The following is a 16223-nucleotide window of genomic DNA, read 5'->3' as shown; positions in this document are numbered from 1 at the left end:
TCAGCGCTCCTGGATTCTTTGCTGGTCGCGGATTGCCTGGCGCTCCCGTTCCCGCCGGGTGCCCTTGCGGGGCGTGGGTGTGTGCCGCTGTGCGGCGGAAGAGCTCCGCAGCAGGTGCATCCAGCGTGCGAGCTCGGGATTTTGGGTGCCGCGGAAGCCTTCGACGGACTCACGTGACTTCCTCTGGTGTTTGCGCTTGCCCATGTAGAGCCTCCTCTCTCTTGCTGTGCGCCGGGGCGGCAGGGCGATCGCCACGGTGGCGGTGCCAGGATCGATCTCGGTTTATGGATTTCCTCTCCCGAGCGATTGAGGCGAGGTGTTCGGCACAAGCTCCAGCCCAGGCCCGGGCGTCGGAGGTCCGGGCTGTCCTGACGGCCTTCGCGGCGCGGTCGGCGTCGATGGGAAGCCGGTGCCTGATCAGTAGCGCGAGGGTGACGTCGAGCATCACCGTGATCTCGTGTGGGTCTGAGATGTCGGGGGCTGTGTTGGTCCGGGCTTTCAGGCGCAGGTGGTGCTCCCGCTGGTTCCGGTGGTTGAGCAGGGTGTGCTCAATCTCCTCGACGAGGTCCTCGGCTGCGATGGGGGCTGGGTTCTTGGTGGTGGACATGCAGGACTTTCCACCGAGCCACTAGGGCATCGGATAACGTACTGCCCTTCGCGGTGAGGGGCAGTGCTGGGATGGGTGGTATTGAAGGGCCGGACTCAGCGGGCGGATCCGCGGAGGTTGAGGTATTCGCGCAGGGTTGGACCGTCTTTGCCCGGCAGAGTGATCTCGTCAAGAGCGTCGTAGAGCTCGTGATCGTCGATTCGTTCGCCCTCGTGGCCGAGGACGCCGTCGGCAAGACGCACGAGCAAGGCCTTCATCGCGTCGCTTCGGCTCTGGTCCGCAGCGTGCAGCAGTTTGAGGTCAATGAGGCGCTTCTCGCAGAGGCTTTTGAGGTACAGCGCACCTTTCCGCCATTCAAGGTGCTCGATGAGCGAGTCGCGGTTCTCCACCGGAGTGAACCGTAGAATTTCCGCTTCGGCCTGACGGAAGGAGAGCTGCTGGTCGATGTTCGATGTCGTGGTCTTCAACCAGTGCTCGGCCTGGTTCAGTCCGGCGTGAGTGCTGATGATCTCGTTCCAGACGCCCTCGTCACGCAGGCAGCTGCGCATGACGGCGTCAAGAGGATCCTGAATGCGAGGAGGCGCGGGGCGGGCGGCAATGGTCAGGGTCATATCGGTCATCCTCGGGGAGGTAGCTGGGGCATTGGTGATGGGGGGCGTCAGCCGTTGGCAAACCGCTTTGCCTCTTTTCGCGGCGGCATGCCTGCCGCGCTGGTTGCGGTCGTCTCGGCTCATGACTTCAGCCGTGGTGCTGATCGATCATCAGGTCGATCCACAGGGGCTCGACCCGGACGCCGATGAGCGAGGTGCCCTCGAGTGCCCTTACCAACGCGCGTTTCCAGTGCCGACGCAGCGTAGCTGCCTTGCGCTGCGCCGCCTGCTTGTCGGCGAACGGCCCGGTCGTGCGGGCGAACACGGTGGTCTTCCTGGTCTTCGGGTGAACGCGCTGCAGGATGCTCACGACGACGTGACCGTTGGCCTCGGCGTTCATTAGCGCTTCCCAGGATTCGTAGGTCTTCCCGGTCTGGTTGCTGTAGGCCTGCACCACTGGGCTCCCGTCTTCAATCTGGACGTCATCTGGCGCGACACAGATACTGTTCTCACCCTTGTCGCTGATGTGGTGGTGACTCATGACTCGGTCTCCTATGTCAGTGGCTGTTTCCAGCCGCTTGTGCTTCGCTGTCGATCGGACCAGGAAGATGAGAGGGGTCGGGCACGTGCCCGACCCCCGACATCACTGTCCCGACACCCGGGTCGGCCCCGCCGACCCTGACTTCGAGGCCAGTGCCCGCAGGGCCCGCAGCCGAGTGGTCACGAACCAGCAGCGATGCGCTCCTCGCACTGGGTGAACGTGCGGCCGTTGATCGTCACGCTGTCGACGGCAGATGTTGCCAGCCGCAGGGCGTCCTCGAAAGAGAACCGGAAGCGGCGCTTGAATTCCTCGTCCCGCGAGGAGGGCAATGGTTCGTACTCCCACACACCGTCCACCGAGAGGCAGTGACCCATGTGCATGACTGCCCAGCGGTCCAGCTGCGTTTCGGGATCAGTGCCCCGCCATTCGACGGTCACCTCGAAATAGTGTTTGTCGACGAGCCCGGAGCCGGCGTAGCCGGTGGGCAGTACGCGGTGAACAGAGGGGACGACCACAGGTCCGTTCTTCTCCTCCCCCTCGTGCTCGACGCGGCGGCGTTCGTCGGCCAGTGCATCGGCGACGGCACCGGCTTCGAAGCTATCGAGTTCAGACACACTCATCTCGTACATCGGTGCTTCGTTCTCGTCGACGAGGTAAAGTCGCATCGCTTCTGCGGCGGCCCCGGCTCCACGCTCGAACTCAGACAACTCGGTCTTAGTCATGGGATTGTTCTCTTTCGTTGTCGGTTTCGGACTGCAGGCGTTCAGCTGCCCAGGGCAGACGGGTTTCCTGGTCCGCAGAGCACCGGAACGCACCAAGGGATGCACTCAGGTGGTCGTGCGGCTGGTGGTCTGCCTTGTTGCCGCATAGCCCCGAGGGCAACGGCGCGGGTCTTGCGAGACGCACCTCGATCACCAGGTCCTTGTCGTCGCCGAAGGCGGCCACGGCAGAGTTGATGTGATCGTTCAGGCTCTGCATGTGCTCATATCCGGTGGGCAGATCCGCGCGGGTAACTTCTCCTCCCCGGGAGAAGGGGTGGCGGGTGCGGCCCTCAGGGACGAGCACGTTCGGGTCGTACTCGCTGTAAAGCCACTTCGTGTGCACTTCGATTTGTACAGGGTCGGTACGCATACCCTCGCTCCATCGCTCCGCGACCGGCGGTCGGTATTTACTGAGGTCAGTCACGGTTGTTTTCTTCTTCCTGGTGACGGTTCAGGTCAGCAGACACATGCGCCGCTGACTGACATTTCCGTGAAGCATTTGGGGCAGATTGGTCTGGTTGCCGGTCCCGGAAGGCCCGTGTCCAGCCCGCATTCGTCGTGAACGAGATCCTGGTCGACGTAAACAACCTCGTCCCCGGATCGGATGGGACGGTCACAGCTGGGGGCGGCACAGCGCCCACCGAATTGTGCGACGAAGCTCATGGTTTCTTTTCCGCCAGTTCAGCGAAACGACGCAGGTATTCCTCGCGGGCGCTGGCCGGCGGCCAGGCCTCGATCCGGACACCGAACGGCTCACCGTCGACCTGCCAGTCCCCTGCGGGGTCGCCCATGAGCGCCGCACGCTCGTCGAGCAGTATCCGGGAGTCGGCCGCTTTCACCTCAGCCCGGCGGTGCTCCCAATCGCTGCGTAGCCGGCGGTGGTGAGCATGATGGTGGAACCGTGCTCCCGGGCATAGGGTTCAGGCAAATTCATCTCCGGCCCGTATTCGATGAGTTCAGTGGCTTCAAGCCGGGCGAGTGTTTTCCCGTTCTTGACGAAGGGCGACCTTTCGTAGCTGCGCATCATGGTCCAGACGATGAGATGCCAGCGGTTGCGGGGCTTCCGGTGGACCCAGCAGGGCTCATCCGCGGGGCCTGCCTGGCGGAAAGCCAGGTGTTGGAGGAACTCACGATCGGTGCGCGAGAGCACGGGAATTGCCATGGGTTCACACCCTCTGCAGCGGCTTGGCTGCGATGAAGGCGCGGTAAACCTTCTCCAGGTCAGGTGCGGTGTAGTTGGGTCCCTTCAGAACTTTGCCTTCTGGGTAGCCATCTAGCGCCAGGCCGCGGGAGTGCACCGGCTTGCCATCGCTTCCGAGCTTGGACATGTTGGCGCGCTGGACCTCGGCAAAGAACGGCATGGGATCGAACCCGGCCCAGAGCAGCGCCGTACGGGCGTCGTTGAAGATCGCTGAGAAGAGCCGCACCGACTCTTCGCGATCCCCGACGTGCAGCGTGCTCTCAAGCGCCTCGAGATTTTTCTCGATGGCGTACGTCGCCGCGACAGCGGCCCTGCAGATCACGAGTCCAGGGCGCGGCGGCAACGTGAGCATCGCTTCGGGCTGGTCCATCACGTTGCATCCCATCTCTACGAGCCCGCCGAGGGACACGTACATCGTGTCGATCAACGCGTCGATGGCGGGTACCGGGGAGTCGTTGGCTCCGGCGACAAGCACGTCGACTGCCTCGCGGAGCTCGACGATGCCTTCTTCGTGAATGAGGGAGACGCGCAGTTCGATGCGTTCCTTCGGCAGCGCCCCGGGGTTCCCGATCAGATCGGGCAACCCGAAGGCGCGGTGGAACAGTGCGACATCACGCTGCATAGGGTGGAGGTACTCCGGATGTGACATGTCAGCTTCCTTCGGTCGTGGTGGCGGTTTGCAGCAGTTTTGAATCCCAGCAGCCGAGCACATGGGCCGGTGTAGGCCAGGCGTCGAACGTTTCCTGGGTGAGGGTGTTGCGGCGGTAGACAATCGCCGGGACGTGCAGAAGAGTCAGGTGGATATAGGCCATGTGCACGGCTTGGGCGGAGATGTCTTCAGCTGTGACGTGCAGCTGGCGCTGGTAGTCGAGTCCGGCGCGGCGCATAGCCTGGGTTATGGCGACAAGGAACGCACCCGCGCCGCACGTCGGCTCGTAGACCCGGGCGAAGCCTTGTTCGGCGATCTGGCCAGACACGGTATCGACCGTCATGCCTGCCAGGAGAGAGGCGACGTCATAGGGCGTGTAGAACTGACCGAGCCGTTCGTTACCCAGATCCAGCTCCATATAGAGCCGTCCGAGCACGTCGCCGGGTTCTTCCTCCATTGCCATCACCACGAGGGAAAGGGCTTCGGTAAAGCGCTCAAGCTGCTTAGGCGTGTAGCTACCGGCCGTGAAGAGGTACTGCTTTTCACGTTCGGCGTGATCGTGAGGGTCGACGGAATTTCGGAACGAGAGTGCACTCATTTGGACGAAGTCGTCGAAGATGTTCGCTAGCCGCCGGGCTCCTGTGTTGGCCTCCAGGAGCTTCACGATGTTGTGGTATCTGGCCATGGGTGCGCTCCTTTCGGGAAGTTGTTCTTGGCTGTGGGAGCGGACTCTCTATCGACGGCGCAGCCACCCAATGGCGACTGCGCCGTCGATATAGCGCCGAGAGTTGGAGCTCAGACGCGTTCGGAGACCCAGAGGTCGTTCAAGTCGTCCTGAATCTCCTCCTCCAGGGCAGCAAGGATGCGGTCCTCGCCGGAGACGGCCTCGATGAGGTCGTCCTGGATCTGCTGCTTGTCAGCAAGCACGCCGGGCATGCGCTCGTCCTGCGTACCTTTGGCGATCAACCGATGGATGGTCACCGGCTTCGTCTGGCCAGTGCGGTAGAGCCGGCCGTTGGTCTGAAGATAGTGCTCAAGTGAGAACGGCAGCGTGTACCAGATCATCGTCGAGCCGCCGTCCTGAAGGTTCAGGCCGTGACCGGCCGCCGCGGGGTGCAGCAGCATCACCGGGATCCGCTTGTCGTTCCACCGGCGGACCATTTCGCGCGAGCCGTCGAAGGCCTGCGCATCGATGCCCGACTTCTTGAAGCGCAGGAGCAGCTGCTCCAGGTCCGATCGGAAGTGGTAGGCGATCAAGACCGGGTCGCCGCCGCTGTTGCGCACCAGGTACTCGGCCATCTCGATCTTCTTGTCGTGAATGACCTCGTACTGGCCCTTGGTGCTCGGGTCGTCAGGGTCGGCCGTGTAGAGCGTGCCCGAGGCGAACTGCATGAGCTTGCTGGTGAGCACTGCCTGGTTCTCGGCCACGATTGACGCGATGCTCTGCGTGAGCTTCCCGTTCTCGTCAATATAGGACTTGACCACGTCGAGGACGAGATCGCGCTTGAACTCCTTGTAGGCCTGCATGAGGTCCGGGGGCAGTGTGACATTCTCGTTCTGGATTGTGAGCCCGGGCAGGTTCAGGTTGGTGTTCTGCGCGCTCATCACCAGATGCTTGATGGACCCGTGGATCTCTGCCTCGGCGTTTGGGTTGGGGATCCACTTCGATGGTGTGGTGGTGCCGGGCACCATCTTCGGGATGAACCACCGGCTGCGGAACTCGGTGATGTTCTTCCCGAGCGCTTCTCCCTGGTCAAGCAGGTAGATCTGGCTCCACAGATCGTGCAGTCCGTTCGGGCTTGGAGTGCCGGTCAGTTCGATGAGCCGCGTAATCGCCGGGCGGACGATCTTGAGGGCCTTGAATCGCTCGGACGAATGCGATTTGAAGCCTTGGGACTCGTCGATGATCACTGTCTGGAACGGCCAAATGAGGGTGTCCTGGCCGTTGATGTTCTGAATGGGCATCTGGTCGACAAGTCCGAAGCGGCACTCTTTGCAGCCCTCGCCCTGACATGACCGGCAATCATGCTGCTCTCGTGTGACGAGACCAGCCTTGGTCAGTTCCTGAATCCAGGAGCCGATCCTTGATTTGGCGGGGGCGGCTTGACCCGACGAAATCACCGCGGCACGGTAACCCTCGACAAGCTCTTCCTGGGAGACGGGTCCGGAGGCCATGAGGGAGCCGAACACGTCACGGGCCGGCGGAGAAACCAGCCCCAGGGCAGGTGAAGCCGCAGCCCCGGGCACCGGCTCAATCAGCTTGATGCCCTGGGAGGGTTGGGTGAGTAGCTCCTGGTTGACGAAATACATCGTCGGCGGGTCGGAGAAGACCTCCCGGTAGCGCTCGAGGCGCTTGGCCTTCGGCAGCTTCTTGTCGTTCTCGTTGACGATGAGTGATTTCGTTCGGATGGGAAATCCCCACTTGTCGATCTCGTCGAGCCACGTCGACCGTGCGATGGCTACAGGAGCGACGACGAGGATGTGGCCTATCGGCCGGACCGTCTGCAGGACACTGAGCGTGCTGAGCGTCTTTCCTGCACCAACACCGAGCCAGGCCCCGGCGTAGGGCTTGCGGACGAGAAAATCGTGGATCTGCTGCTGATAAGGCTTGAGCACGACGGGCCCGGGTGATTGCTGTCGGGGTGCGATGGTTGTGGTCATGACACCTGCCTTCCTTTCCTGGGTTGTCGATCGTGCAGTATGCGGTCAGGCATGGAAGGCCTCCTGGATAAGCCCGAGCCGGGTCGGTGTCTTGTCGGCACGCTTCGTCTTTTGGTCAGGGGAACGTGATGAGATCGGCCCGAATGAGGTTGCGGAACATCGTCGAACTCTGGCTGTTGGTTTTGACGGCTCTGTTCCTCATCCGGTCTGCCCGTCTGAGTCAGCGGTGCGGTGGGCGATCATGTAGGCGGTGCTTTCAGCGGCTAGAACGTTGAATACGATTGCCGCGGCATGGTCCTCGTCGTTTTCGCCGCACATCCACTGCATGAAGTGGCGGAAGGCGCTGGCGCGGAACTCCTCGGCTTCGGCGGGGGTGCTTGCCTGCTCCCAGTCGCGGGAGTCGTACTTTTGAGCTCCTCGCTCCACAAGGGCCGCCGCCCGTGTGAGCAGTTGCTCGTGGTAGGGCACCTTGAGCGGTATCAGGAGGTCGAAGCGGGGCTGGCCGTTTTTAGGTTCGCGCTGCATGCCGGACTCGGTGTGAATGCGTGATCCCGAGTCCTTGGTCTCGTATCCTCGCGGGATCGTTTCGGTGGCTGTCATTGTTATGATGCTTCTCTCTGCTGGTCCTGGTTTTCCCGGCCCCGGCGGAGCATGTCGGAGATGAACTTGTCCACAGCGGACCTGTCGTCGATCACGTGGACCTCTGCCCCGAAGCGGCGCATTTTGGCGTGGGTGATCAGTTGCCGCTTATTCACACTTTCGCCCGGTCTTTTGAGCTCGACGAAGACAGTCGCGGCCGGCGCGATGACGATCCGGTCAGGGACGGCACCCCGGGACGGAGAGGTGAATTTCAGACAGAGGAATCCGTGTTGGCGGCACTGGCTAAGGAAGTATTGCTCGATCACGTTCTCGCGGGGTTTTCGTCCGAGGGTTGTCAAGATTGCTCCTCTCTCCGCTCCCATTCGGCGTAAGCTGCGTGGAACTCCGGGGAATCGTCGCGGCCGGACTGGACAAGCTCGTCGAGCAGCTCGTCCAGTTCGGCCTGCGACAACGTCTTGGGATCCGGCTTGGTCGACATGAGATCAGTCCTCTTTGAGCACCGACGCTGCGTCGTCCTCCAGGTCGGCGGCCGTGAAGGGGACGATGTCCTCTTCCTCGAAATAAGCGGCCATCGCATCGGGATCAAAGACAAAGCTCGGATCGTCGGGGTTGACAGCGATCCATTTCTTGGCCGCATTGCCGAAGTTGGAGACGCCCTCTTCGTCGTCAACGGCCACGAGCCCCTCATGGGCGAGTTCCTTGAGGCGGGTGCGGATTCCGGACTCCGAGGAGCGTGGGGTCTCAGGTTCCATGACGACCTTATTGTGGTAGGCCCTGATGATCTCGTCGTGGGTGAGTGGCCCGTGGTCGCGGACGATGTCGAGGACGACAGGACGGACGCGGGAGGCTCCGAGGGCGGCTGCGTAGGAGGTGTCCGGATCACTGGAGCGGACGGGGAGTGTTGACTGGGTCATGATTGCCTCTTAATGGTTTGACATGAGCGAGTAAACTCGCATTCGGACTCAATTATGACTCGAATCGATTGATCTATAAGGCATCACTCGATTGAGGTTTGGAAAGCCAGCGGGGTGCCGCACGACATTGTGTTGTCGCTCGGCACCCCGCCGGCGGATGAGGAGTTGGCATTGCTCAGACGGCGGCGTTCATCCAGTTCTTGGTGAACGTCTCGGCCAGCATCCAGGTGTAGATGTCGAGGTCGAGCGCTGCGATGAGCTGCTGGATCCGCTCCGCGGGCAACTCGTGCAGGTCGTCGTTGACGACGGCCATTGACCAGGTCGGGTCGATACTATTGATTCGTCGGATGACAACATCCTGGTCATCGGGCAATACCGCGAGCCCGTCTGAGCTACTGGCCTCGGCGCGTGACTTCGCCCAGCCGTGATGGCGCAGGATCTCGAGCGCAATCGGATCGCGACGAACGCCAGCGGCCCCGCTTTCACGGCGTTTGGCCTGGCTGGCAGGGTTGATCTTCCAGGCACCGGCGTTATGCAGCGAGACGGCGTCAGGGGTGCCTTCGCGGACGATGAAGACCCGGTTGACCATCTGCAGCGGGCGGGGATCGAGGAGCTGTGCATCAGTCTCGGCATCCTCGCTCTCGCCCTCGGCACTGACCGGGGCGGCGGCGAAGGGATAGGTGATCGAACCCCGCGAGGCAGCGATGACGTTCTGGAACAGCATCAGCGACCGGATCGGGTCGTCTTCCAGGACTGCTTCTTCGATCACCTTCCGGCCCAGCTGGGGGTCGAAGGGCTCGGAGAGTGCAGCCTCTCCCCTGCTGGCAGTGATCTGCAGGTACCTGGCCAGAGCGAAGTCTATGACGGCCGAGTGGGCCAACGACTTCGTCGGGGTCGGCCCCGCGTGGCATGCGAGGGTTCCGCCGCCGGCGGCGATGATCGGGCTGTCAGCGACCGAGCGCCCCTGCTCGGGGGCTTCGATCTCCAGGCGGTTGTTCGAGTCCTTGCTGATGAGAAACATCAGTTCGGGCTCGATGTCGACGCCGATGGCTTCCTGCTGCTCTGCGAGAACACGGTTGTTGGTCGCTTCGTCGAAGCCGTTTCCACCGCCGACGACCGAGTAGAGGCCGTCCGTGTTGGTCGAGATAATCCGGGCACCTGCCAGTGTCTGGGCCTGCCCGATCCGCCAGCTGAAGAGCTGGCCAAGAATACGCATCGAGATGATGCGGTTGTTCATTCGGATCGGGGTTTTATGGCCTGCATCCCCCGCACCCGATGCAGAGTTGAGGATCAGCTTGGTGCCGTTCCTGAGCGTGTTCAGCCGGGTTTTCTCTTCCGGCGTGATGCCGGGGCGCTTCATCTCCTGTCCGTAGCGCTCCTTGTCGAAGAAGATCTTCGCGTAGCGGTCCTCACCGAGTTCGGGGTTGTAGAACGCGCGCATGTTGCGCAGCAGGTTTGGATAGTACGAAGTGAAATCCTCGTGGATTACCAGGCCCGCTGAAGTGCGCGCGAATTTCGGGTGCAGTTTGTCGGATCCGTCCTCCTTCAGGGTGAACAGGGTCGGTGCCTTCTTGGGCGGTTCATCGCGGTAGCTGGCCTTGGTTGCCGTGGTACTTGCCAGCACGACTTTGCCTTCCAGGACGGTGCCGTCGGGCAGGGCGACGTTCAGCGCCTGGGCATCCGGGCGCTGGGTTACGAGCAGATCCGCCGGATCGGGCACCTGGGTTTGAGCGCGGGCGAGCTGCGCGGCCTGCTCCGGGTCATCCTTCTTCGGCTTCCTGTACTTCACCTTCAAAGGGTCCGAGCCCAGCAGTACCAGCCGTTTGTCAACGAATGTGCCGTCGGGCAGCCGGAGCGCCGAATGCTGGCGCTTGGCCTCGGAAACGAAGTCCTTTGCATCGGGGAAGACCAGCTTCGCGCGGGTGAGCATCATGTCCTGTTCGACATGCTCGATCCGCTCTGAGGTGAAGACTGACAAATCAGCCTCGGCTCCGTGGATGCCGCCGGTGCTGAATGTGGCGAAGCAGGACGACGGTGAGGCGTCGGCACCGAAGTACGGAACATTGTTCGGCGTCTTGGGTATGTCACGCAGCGACTTCGCCGGAAGGTTGAATTTCTCGCGATACTCCTCGGATTCATTGAAGTTCTGCCCCTCGATGGAGCGGTAGTACTCCACGATCTGCATGAACTGACGATGCGCCTCCCGCTGCGCCGGCGTCGCGGATGCATCTTTGGCGGGGTCGGGCGCGACGCTTTCCTCGAAGAACCGCACGCACTCGTCGAGCACGTTGACCGGCTCGATTCCTCTCTCCTTGGCGACTTCGGGGTCCGGGTACATGAACGACACAGCCTCGATGTCATCCAAAGCCGTATACGGCGCGAGGATCCGACCCACGAACTTCGCCGAGGACGAGTCAATGGCCAGGCGGTCCCGGCGCACCGCACCGTTCTTATCGAAGACTGTCTCGGAGTACTGCGCGAGCAAGCCGGCCTTCAGGTCGAAGTTGTTTGAGTACACCGGGTGCTTGGACAGCTGGCCCAGGCCCAGGCAGTCGGAAACGTTGTAGGCCAGCAGCTCGTAGAGGTCTTCGACTGCCGTGATCGTGGTGTCGTGGCTGAGCTTCTCGGATTCTTTGATCTGGCGACCGAGCATTCCGAGCAGGCGTTTGAGGCTGACCTTGGCCTGCAGTTCATTGAGACGGGACATATCAATGTGCCGGCCGGAATGCAGCATGGCACGGCGGATCTTTGCGGCGGGTTTGTCCCAGCCGAGGTATCCGGGCATGTAGTTGATGTGCTCGTCAGAGAACAGCTGGTCGTTCTGTTCGCGCAGCTTCGCCGCGCTGCTTTTGCGGAAACCGCGGCCCGCCATTTGTTCAGCATCGAGCCTGGCTTGCCAGTCGGCGAGCTCGCGCGCGACGTTTTCGCTCCGGGTTCGGGCATGCAGGGCGGTGAGCTTGCTGATCATGGCGCGCGCCTGTCCGAGACGCTCCTCGAAATCGATGTAGGAACCGAACGTTTCGTAGAGGTAGAGCGCGAGCATCGTTGTGTCGTAGTTCATCGAGTTGTAGCCGACAAGGAACGGGTGCACTGTGGGGTCGTAATCGGGGTCTGTGTCGCAAACCGGGCGCAGGGCGGCCGGGTAGGCCGAGGGGGCATTGCGGTGGCAGACATGCTCGGCGTCGGAGAGGCCTATGATCTGCGCGAGCCAGGTGTTGCTTTCAAGCAGACGCAGGTCCCAAAACCGCAGCTGGGTTTGCGGGAATGCAGGCAGACCCGGGTTGCTCTGGAAGATGGCGTCTCCCAGTGCCTTGAAATCGACGGCGTCAGAGAGATTGGTGCCATCAGCGGCATCGTCGACGAGGTAGAAGACTTCGAGAGCACCGATGCCGTTGGGCCGCGGCGTGTAGGCAACAAGGCTGAAGACATTGGCCAGTGACTCGATGTCGTAGTAGGTGAAGAGCGCTGTGTCGGCCGTGACGGGTATGCGCTGGTTTGTCATGAGGGTCTCCTCTGGTCGGCCAGCCGTCACGGGCCGGATTGCAGTTATCCAGGTTTGGTTCCCAACTCCTGTGACAGAGATAGGGAGATCGTGATCAGGGCGTGGTCGACCATTGGCCATTGACGAGGGCATAGCCGAAGTGCCCGCGCTGGAAGAGGCAGTCACGGCATTCTTTACCGGGCTTGACTCCGTCTCCTGCACACCCTTCTTGCCAGTTGGGTTCGCCGTTCTGATGTTTGGTCATGGTCGTGATCCGTCCTTGGGCGTCTTGGCCCAGGTGTTGAACTGATGTGGCGTCGTGTGGTCAGAGCTGGTCATGAGGCGATCGCCGGCGGGGCTGATCCATGCGTCGGGTGGCCTCGGCCATCAGCCGCTGCTTCTCCTCGCCGTCGGTGGAAATCTGCGAACGGACGATCAGGTTGGTGATCCTCTGCTCACGTGCGACATCGGTCAGCGCAGTGCTCGTGCGGCTTTGCTGCTGGACGAGGTCGATGACGGCTTGAGTGAGTTGGGCGATGGCCGAGGCTATTTTCGACATATCAGGTCAGTCCTGTTCTTCGTGGTGGTCGGTGCCTGCGGGATCAGCACCCGCGACGGGGCCGGTGTGACGGAGGATGCCCCGGTAGTTGGCCTGGATGAGCGGCTTCGAACGCTTGTCGCGGTCACTGCCCTTGTAACTGGGGTTCAGCCACTTGGTGAGCTCGTATTCGGCGATGGTGGTCTCGGAGAGGGTCATCATCTGACCGGGACGAATCTTCTTGTTCTTGTCCGGGCAGTGCCACAACGGGTCAGGCCGCACGATCGCCACGAGGTCGGTGATGAACTGCTTGTTCGACACCGGCGACCCCGAGGGCGAGACATCGGCAAACCAGGCCTTGTAGAGGTCGTACAGGAACGTGAAGGGCAGGAGGTCCCACACCAGCCGCTCACGGAACTCCTGCCAGAAGGCCCGGACCGGATCGTTGGATTCTTTGTATTCGGCCAGGACCTCTTTGGTCGCCACCGGCTCCGAGAGCTGGTAGTAGTTACCCGGGTCAGAAGCTCCGGCGCGGTTGAGCACATACCAGAGGGCATATTCCAGGACTTCACGGCGCTGGAGGTAGTCCTGTTTGATGTACTTGCGCTCCACACCTTCGAAACTCTTCAGGAACGGCACGAACAGCTGCCTGCGATAGAAGCTGTCTGACTTGTCCTTCACCCGTGGGAACTCGTTGAGGCACTGGACCATGAAGCCGAAGAACTGGTAGGCGATCGGCATTCTGTATTTGCGGTTGATCTGGATGACGTCATTGGTAACGATCGCCTTCAGGTTGGCCGCCTTGTCGATGAAGGTACCCACGTCGTTTTCGTCGACGATGATCGCGTTGGCGCGCACCAGTGGCTCGAGTGCGAAGTCTTTGCCGAAGTCGCTCAGCGGGATCGAGGTGTGCGAACGGGGCCCGCACAAGTTACGCATGAGCGCGCACAGCGTTCCCTTGCCGTTGTTGCCCTGCTCGGAGTAGAACCAGGCGGTCTTACCCCAGCTCACGTGGGGGCGGATGATCGCGCCGATGATTTCCCAGAGCAGCTCGGGAATTCCCTCATCATCCGAGAGCTCGCTGACCCAGGACTCAATATCCCAGGTTGTACCATCCGTCGGATGCGCGATTACCGGGTTGTCCGGGTTCTCAACGTAGTCAATGTGGCACTTGGCCAGGAAGACCAGGGCCGGGTCGAACGGTACGAGGGTCTTCGGTTCGAGATGGAAATCCTTGCCGCCGACAGAGATGTCGCGGGCTGTCTGTCCGTAGTGGAACACACCATTGTTCACTGCAATGAGATCCCTATGGGTGCATTGGTGTCGGCGCGGACCGTCCTCCCGGAGGACAGCGAGGACCTCGGCGAACTCCTTCAGCGTCAGCTGCGTGTTGTATTTGCGAGCCGCGGTCCGGATGTCATCCTCACTGGTTGTGTAGGTACCGCGGCTTGGGCCGGTCGCCTGGTACATCGCCAGCAGGTCGTACTCCCGGTCGGTGTCCTTGGCGCTTGGGGCGATGCGGATCACGTGGTGCAGGTTCAACAGAATCTGCGCCACCTGCCAGTACGTCAGCGTCCGCATCAGCAGCAGCTTCTCGGTGGCGAGCTTGGTCTTGGCGTTCTCGGCCTTACAGACTCCGTTGACGATCGCGAGCAGCTGCTTCTCGATCAGACGTGGCGACGGCGGGTCGGACGGGTCGATCAGATCGAGGTACACCGCAGTGGCGCGGGTGACAATCTCGTTCTGCGGGGCGATGTCGGATTCGCCGGAGAAGTGGTCCATGACGCTGGTAAAGGCGTCGGCCACAGGGTTGGTTGATGGGACGTCGAAGTCGTCCTCGAAGACGGGCGTGGGGTCGTCAGGAGTCGTCATGTTGCTGTCTTTCTCGATGGCACGAGCACCTGCCGGCAGTTGAGTGGGAAGCCGATTGGTCTCGTAATCGAATAGGAACGTGAACTCGACTCTATTCCATTCGGGTGGTCTTTCGCAACGAGTCTCCAACGTATCGACTGATTCATCGATAGAGTTCCCGACTGATGCATGGACAGGTCTCGGAGGGGTCGCGCGCGAGACCCGGAGGTCCAGCGGCGCACACGTCGAGAGCATGGGTCTGAAATGAGAAACAGTGGCTCCGGGGGCGAATGCCCCACGGAGCCACTGTCTTCTCGTGCTCGATCACCCACCCGCGGGCGGCGTAAGCCGCCCGGCCTTCTGGTCGGGGCCCGGGGAGTTCTTCCGGCCGGCCGGCCTGGAATCCCCAAGAGAGGCAGGGGTTGATGCTTCAGCATTCGTACGGAATACCCACACGGGTTACCGGGAGGTGTACCACTTGACGTGGTACAACTGTTTCCCCAGGTCAGGCAAGGATTCTGGGAAGTGTAATGACTGGGTGTACCACGTGGAGATTTGCACGTGGTACAGGCTTTTACCTTGAGTTGGCGGGCTTTACATACCCCCTGTACCACTTGTACCACTTAAAAAAGACTAGATATATGGGTTTTTGGGGTGGAGAGCCACCCGCCGGAACCCCTCAACCTAGCCCCTTGCGGCGACCAAGCCATTTTGGTATCACGCGTATGCGCATATGTGCGCATGAAAAGTCCTGTGCTGAGGTGGTACACGTGGTACATCTGTCAAAAGCGTTGGTTTATCAGTCAAAACGGCGTACCACGTCCCTGCTGCCACGTGGTACGCACCCCGCCGGATGAACTCGGTGGATCGATGTCTTCCCTTGTCAGAGCTGGGATCCGGAGGTGTACCACTACAAGTGGTACGCCTTGATTGGTCATTAGCCTGCCACGCCACCTTGCAACCAGGACCCTACTTCCGGACGTTCCCGGCGATGGAGGCTCTGACGAGCCTCTCTGGAGTGACTCGACAGAATGTCATCCTCCCATGTGACTGACCCGGGACTCACGTAGAGAGCCGCTTGATAGACGATTGCGATCCATTGCGCATTATGACTCGGCACTGATACTGTAGGGGAGAAGGTGTAGGCGATGACCGTCACCAGGTGTAGTTGTCACAGGAACGTGAAAAACAGAAAGGCCGGAGAGACCTCCCCGTGGGAAGGGAGCTCTCCGGCCTTTCTGCGCGTTGCGCTGGTGCGAGACGCGGATGGAGCACTACTCGCCTAGTGGGCGACGGAGCTCCGGCCTCGCCGGTATCCCGCATAGGGGGACTCGGGAATGTGGATACGGCCCCTGCCGCCGTCCTCGACGGCGTAAAGGATCTCGTAGGTGATCGAGACGTTGCGGTTGCAGTGGATGATCCCCTGCGTCTTGCTCATCTCGATTTTGCGGTAGCCGTCGACGGATTCGGCGCGCTCAAAGAAGCGAGCGAGCATTTCCTTGGCACGCTGACGCGCGTGCCCGGCCGTCAGACCGCTGGTGGTCATGGTGTAGAAGTGCACAGACCCTCGATCAAAGGTCGGCCTCTCACCGGTGTCGAAGTCGAGCGCAAACCGTGCGCGGCGAACATCGCTGTCAGACGGGCGAACGAGTCGGCCCTGGGCGTCGTAGACGCAAGTGCTGACGACAGTCATGGTGGATCCCCCTCTCTCAAGAGCTTGGCTGAAGAAATTCTTTCAGCCAATCCCCCGGTGACCGGATCACCCCGGTCACCCGAGAACAGCCCTCCGGTGCGCACCCTCGACCGAGAGGTCGAGAGGTAGCGCCCGG

The 16223-nt window shown here is 61.6% G+C and carries 20 protein-coding genes; all 20 read right to left on the bottom strand.

The genetic code is table 11. The features are described from left to right. A complete protein-coding gene (locus MU551_RS01100; RefSeq protein WP_247040291.1) occupies window positions 1–204 on the bottom strand; it encodes a hypothetical protein in 204 nt (67 codons plus the stop codon). After that, complete coding sequence (locus tag MU551_RS01095; protein ID WP_247040290.1) at window positions 170–607, bottom strand: hypothetical protein; 438 nt, start codon at window positions 605–607, stop codon at window positions 170–172. Before MU551_RS01095 ends, MU551_RS01100 begins: the two co-directional genes overlap by 35 nt. 95 nt (window positions 608–702) lie before the next feature. After that, window positions 703–1218: a hypothetical protein gene (locus tag MU551_RS01090; protein WP_247040289.1), complete on the bottom strand. Its 516-nt coding sequence runs from the start codon at window positions 1216–1218 to the stop codon at window positions 703–705. Window positions 1219–1345: 127 nt separating this feature from the next. Next, window positions 1346–1738, bottom strand: a complete 393-nt coding sequence (locus MU551_RS01085; protein ID WP_247040288.1) for a hypothetical protein — start codon at window positions 1736–1738, stop codon at window positions 1346–1348. Window positions 1739–1917: 179 nt separating this feature from the next. After that, window positions 1918–2460: a hypothetical protein gene (locus MU551_RS01080; protein ID WP_247040287.1), complete on the bottom strand. Its 543-nt coding sequence runs from the start codon at window positions 2458–2460 to the stop codon at window positions 1918–1920. Further along, window positions 2453–2869: a hypothetical protein gene (locus MU551_RS01075; protein ID WP_247040286.1), complete on the bottom strand. Its 417-nt coding sequence runs from the start codon at window positions 2867–2869 to the stop codon at window positions 2453–2455. The genes MU551_RS01080 and MU551_RS01075 overlap by 8 nt, the downstream gene beginning before the upstream one ends. A gap of 289 nt (window positions 2870–3158) precedes the next feature. Then, window positions 3159–3338 carry a hypothetical protein gene (locus MU551_RS01070; protein ID WP_247040285.1) on the bottom strand — a complete coding sequence of 60 codons (180 nt, stop codon included), beginning with the start codon at window positions 3336–3338 and terminating at the stop codon, window positions 3159–3161. Then, window positions 3335–3661: a hypothetical protein gene (locus MU551_RS01065; RefSeq protein WP_247040284.1), complete on the bottom strand. Its 327-nt coding sequence runs from the start codon at window positions 3659–3661 to the stop codon at window positions 3335–3337. The genes MU551_RS01070 and MU551_RS01065 overlap by 4 nt, the downstream gene beginning before the upstream one ends. A gap of 4 nt (window positions 3662–3665) precedes the next feature. Then, a complete protein-coding gene (locus MU551_RS01060; protein WP_247040283.1) occupies window positions 3666–4349 on the bottom strand; it encodes a pyrophosphohydrolase domain-containing protein in 684 nt (227 codons plus the stop codon). A 1-nt stretch (window position 4350) separates the two neighbouring features. Beyond that, the gene (locus MU551_RS01055) at window positions 4351–5034 is read right to left on the bottom strand and encodes an N-6 DNA methylase (RefSeq protein WP_247040282.1); all 684 of its coding nucleotides are present in this window, start codon (window positions 5032–5034) and stop codon (window positions 4351–4353) included. A gap of 110 nt (window positions 5035–5144) precedes the next feature. Beyond that, on the bottom strand, window positions 5145–7010 hold the full coding sequence (locus tag MU551_RS01050) for an SNF2-related protein (RefSeq protein ID WP_247040281.1): 1866 nt from the start codon (window positions 7008–7010) through the stop codon (window positions 5145–5147). A 198-nt stretch (window positions 7011–7208) separates the two neighbouring features. Then, window positions 7209–7610, bottom strand: coding sequence for a dATP/dGTP diphosphohydrolase domain-containing protein (locus MU551_RS01045; protein WP_247040280.1), 402 nt, complete (start codon window positions 7608–7610; stop codon window positions 7209–7211). Between the two features lie 2 nt (window positions 7611–7612). Then, entirely contained in the window at window positions 7613–7948 is a 336-nt protein-coding gene (locus tag MU551_RS01040) for a PDDEXK family nuclease (RefSeq protein WP_247040279.1), read from the bottom strand. Further along, window positions 7945–8088 carry a hypothetical protein gene (locus tag MU551_RS01035; protein ID WP_197432513.1) on the bottom strand — a complete coding sequence of 48 codons (144 nt, stop codon included), beginning with the start codon at window positions 8086–8088 and terminating at the stop codon, window positions 7945–7947. Before MU551_RS01035 ends, MU551_RS01040 begins: the two co-directional genes overlap by 4 nt. A gap of 4 nt (window positions 8089–8092) precedes the next feature. Continuing rightward, window positions 8093–8524 (bottom strand): hypothetical protein, encoded by a 432-nt coding sequence (locus tag MU551_RS01030; RefSeq protein ID WP_247040278.1) that lies wholly within the window; start codon window positions 8522–8524, stop codon window positions 8093–8095. Between the two features lie 175 nt (window positions 8525–8699). Next, window positions 8700–12026, bottom strand: a complete 3327-nt coding sequence (locus MU551_RS01025; RefSeq protein ID WP_247040277.1) for a hypothetical protein — start codon at window positions 12024–12026, stop codon at window positions 8700–8702. Window positions 12027–12120: 94 nt separating this feature from the next. Beyond that, entirely contained in the window at window positions 12121–12270 is a 150-nt protein-coding gene (locus MU551_RS01020; RefSeq protein ID WP_157242150.1) for a hypothetical protein, read from the bottom strand. Window positions 12271–12330: 60 nt separating this feature from the next. After that, window positions 12331–12564: a hypothetical protein gene (locus MU551_RS01015; RefSeq protein ID WP_157242149.1), complete on the bottom strand. Its 234-nt coding sequence runs from the start codon at window positions 12562–12564 to the stop codon at window positions 12331–12333. 6 nt (window positions 12565–12570) lie between these two features. Continuing rightward, window positions 12571–14415 (bottom strand): DNA primase family protein, encoded by a 1845-nt coding sequence (locus tag MU551_RS01010; protein WP_247040276.1) that lies wholly within the window; start codon window positions 14413–14415, stop codon window positions 12571–12573. Between the two features lie 1261 nt (window positions 14416–15676). Continuing rightward, window positions 15677–16087, bottom strand: coding sequence for a hypothetical protein (locus MU551_RS01005; protein ID WP_247040275.1), 411 nt, complete (start codon window positions 16085–16087; stop codon window positions 15677–15679). Window positions 16088–16223 lie beyond the last annotated feature (136 nt).

It is taken from the genome of Arthrobacter rhizosphaerae (assembly GCF_023062595.1).
In the GTDB taxonomy this organism is placed as follows: domain Bacteria; phylum Actinomycetota; class Actinomycetes; order Actinomycetales; family Micrococcaceae; genus Arthrobacter; species Arthrobacter rhizosphaerae.
This window is presented reverse-complemented; position numbering and strand designations above follow the sequence as displayed.

Coding starts and splice junctions, on each gene's coding strand:
- MU551_RS01100 (WP_247040291.1), bottom strand. CDS start 204: ATGGGCAAGCGCAAACACCAGAGGAAGTCACGTGAGTCCGTCGAAGGC.
- MU551_RS01095 (WP_247040290.1), bottom strand. CDS start 607: ATGTCCACCACCAAGAACCCAGCCCCCATCGCAGCCGAGGACCTCGTC.
- MU551_RS01090 (WP_247040289.1), bottom strand. CDS start 1,218: ATGACCCTGACCATTGCCGCCCGCCCCGCGCCTCCTCGCATTCAGGAT.
- MU551_RS01085 (WP_247040288.1), bottom strand. CDS start 1,738: ATGAGTCACCACCACATCAGCGACAAGGGTGAGAACAGTATCTGTGTC.
- MU551_RS01080 (WP_247040287.1), bottom strand. CDS start 2,460: ATGACTAAGACCGAGTTGTCTGAGTTCGAGCGTGGAGCCGGGGCCGCC.
- MU551_RS01075 (WP_247040286.1), bottom strand. CDS start 2,869: ATGCGTACCGACCCTGTACAAATCGAAGTGCACACGAAGTGGCTTTAC.
- MU551_RS01065 (WP_247040284.1), bottom strand. CDS start 3,661: ATGGCAATTCCCGTGCTCTCGCGCACCGATCGTGAGTTCCTCCAACAC.
- MU551_RS01060 (WP_247040283.1), bottom strand. CDS start 4,349: ATGTCACATCCGGAGTACCTCCACCCTATGCAGCGTGATGTCGCACTG.
- MU551_RS01055 (WP_247040282.1), bottom strand. CDS start 5,034: ATGGCCAGATACCACAACATCGTGAAGCTCCTGGAGGCCAACACAGGA.
- MU551_RS01050 (WP_247040281.1), bottom strand. CDS start 7,010: ATGACCACAACCATCGCACCCCGACAGCAATCACCCGGGCCCGTCGTG.
- MU551_RS01045 (WP_247040280.1), bottom strand. CDS start 7,610: ATGACAGCCACCGAAACGATCCCGCGAGGATACGAGACCAAGGACTCG.
- MU551_RS01035 (WP_197432513.1), bottom strand. CDS start 8,088: ATGTCGACCAAGCCGGATCCCAAGACGTTGTCGCAGGCCGAACTGGAC.
- MU551_RS01030 (WP_247040278.1), bottom strand. CDS start 8,524: ATGACCCAGTCAACACTCCCCGTCCGCTCCAGTGATCCGGACACCTCC.
- MU551_RS01025 (WP_247040277.1), bottom strand. CDS start 12,026: ATGACAAACCAGCGCATACCCGTCACGGCCGACACAGCGCTCTTCACC.
- MU551_RS01020 (WP_157242150.1), bottom strand. CDS start 12,270: ATGACCAAACATCAGAACGGCGAACCCAACTGGCAAGAAGGGTGTGCA.
- MU551_RS01015 (WP_157242149.1), bottom strand. CDS start 12,564: ATGTCGAAAATAGCCTCGGCCATCGCCCAACTCACTCAAGCCGTCATC.
- MU551_RS01010 (WP_247040276.1), bottom strand. CDS start 14,415: ATGACGACTCCTGACGACCCCACGCCCGTCTTCGAGGACGACTTCGAC.
- MU551_RS01005 (WP_247040275.1), bottom strand. CDS start 16,087: ATGACTGTCGTCAGCACTTGCGTCTACGACGCCCAGGGCCGACTCGTT.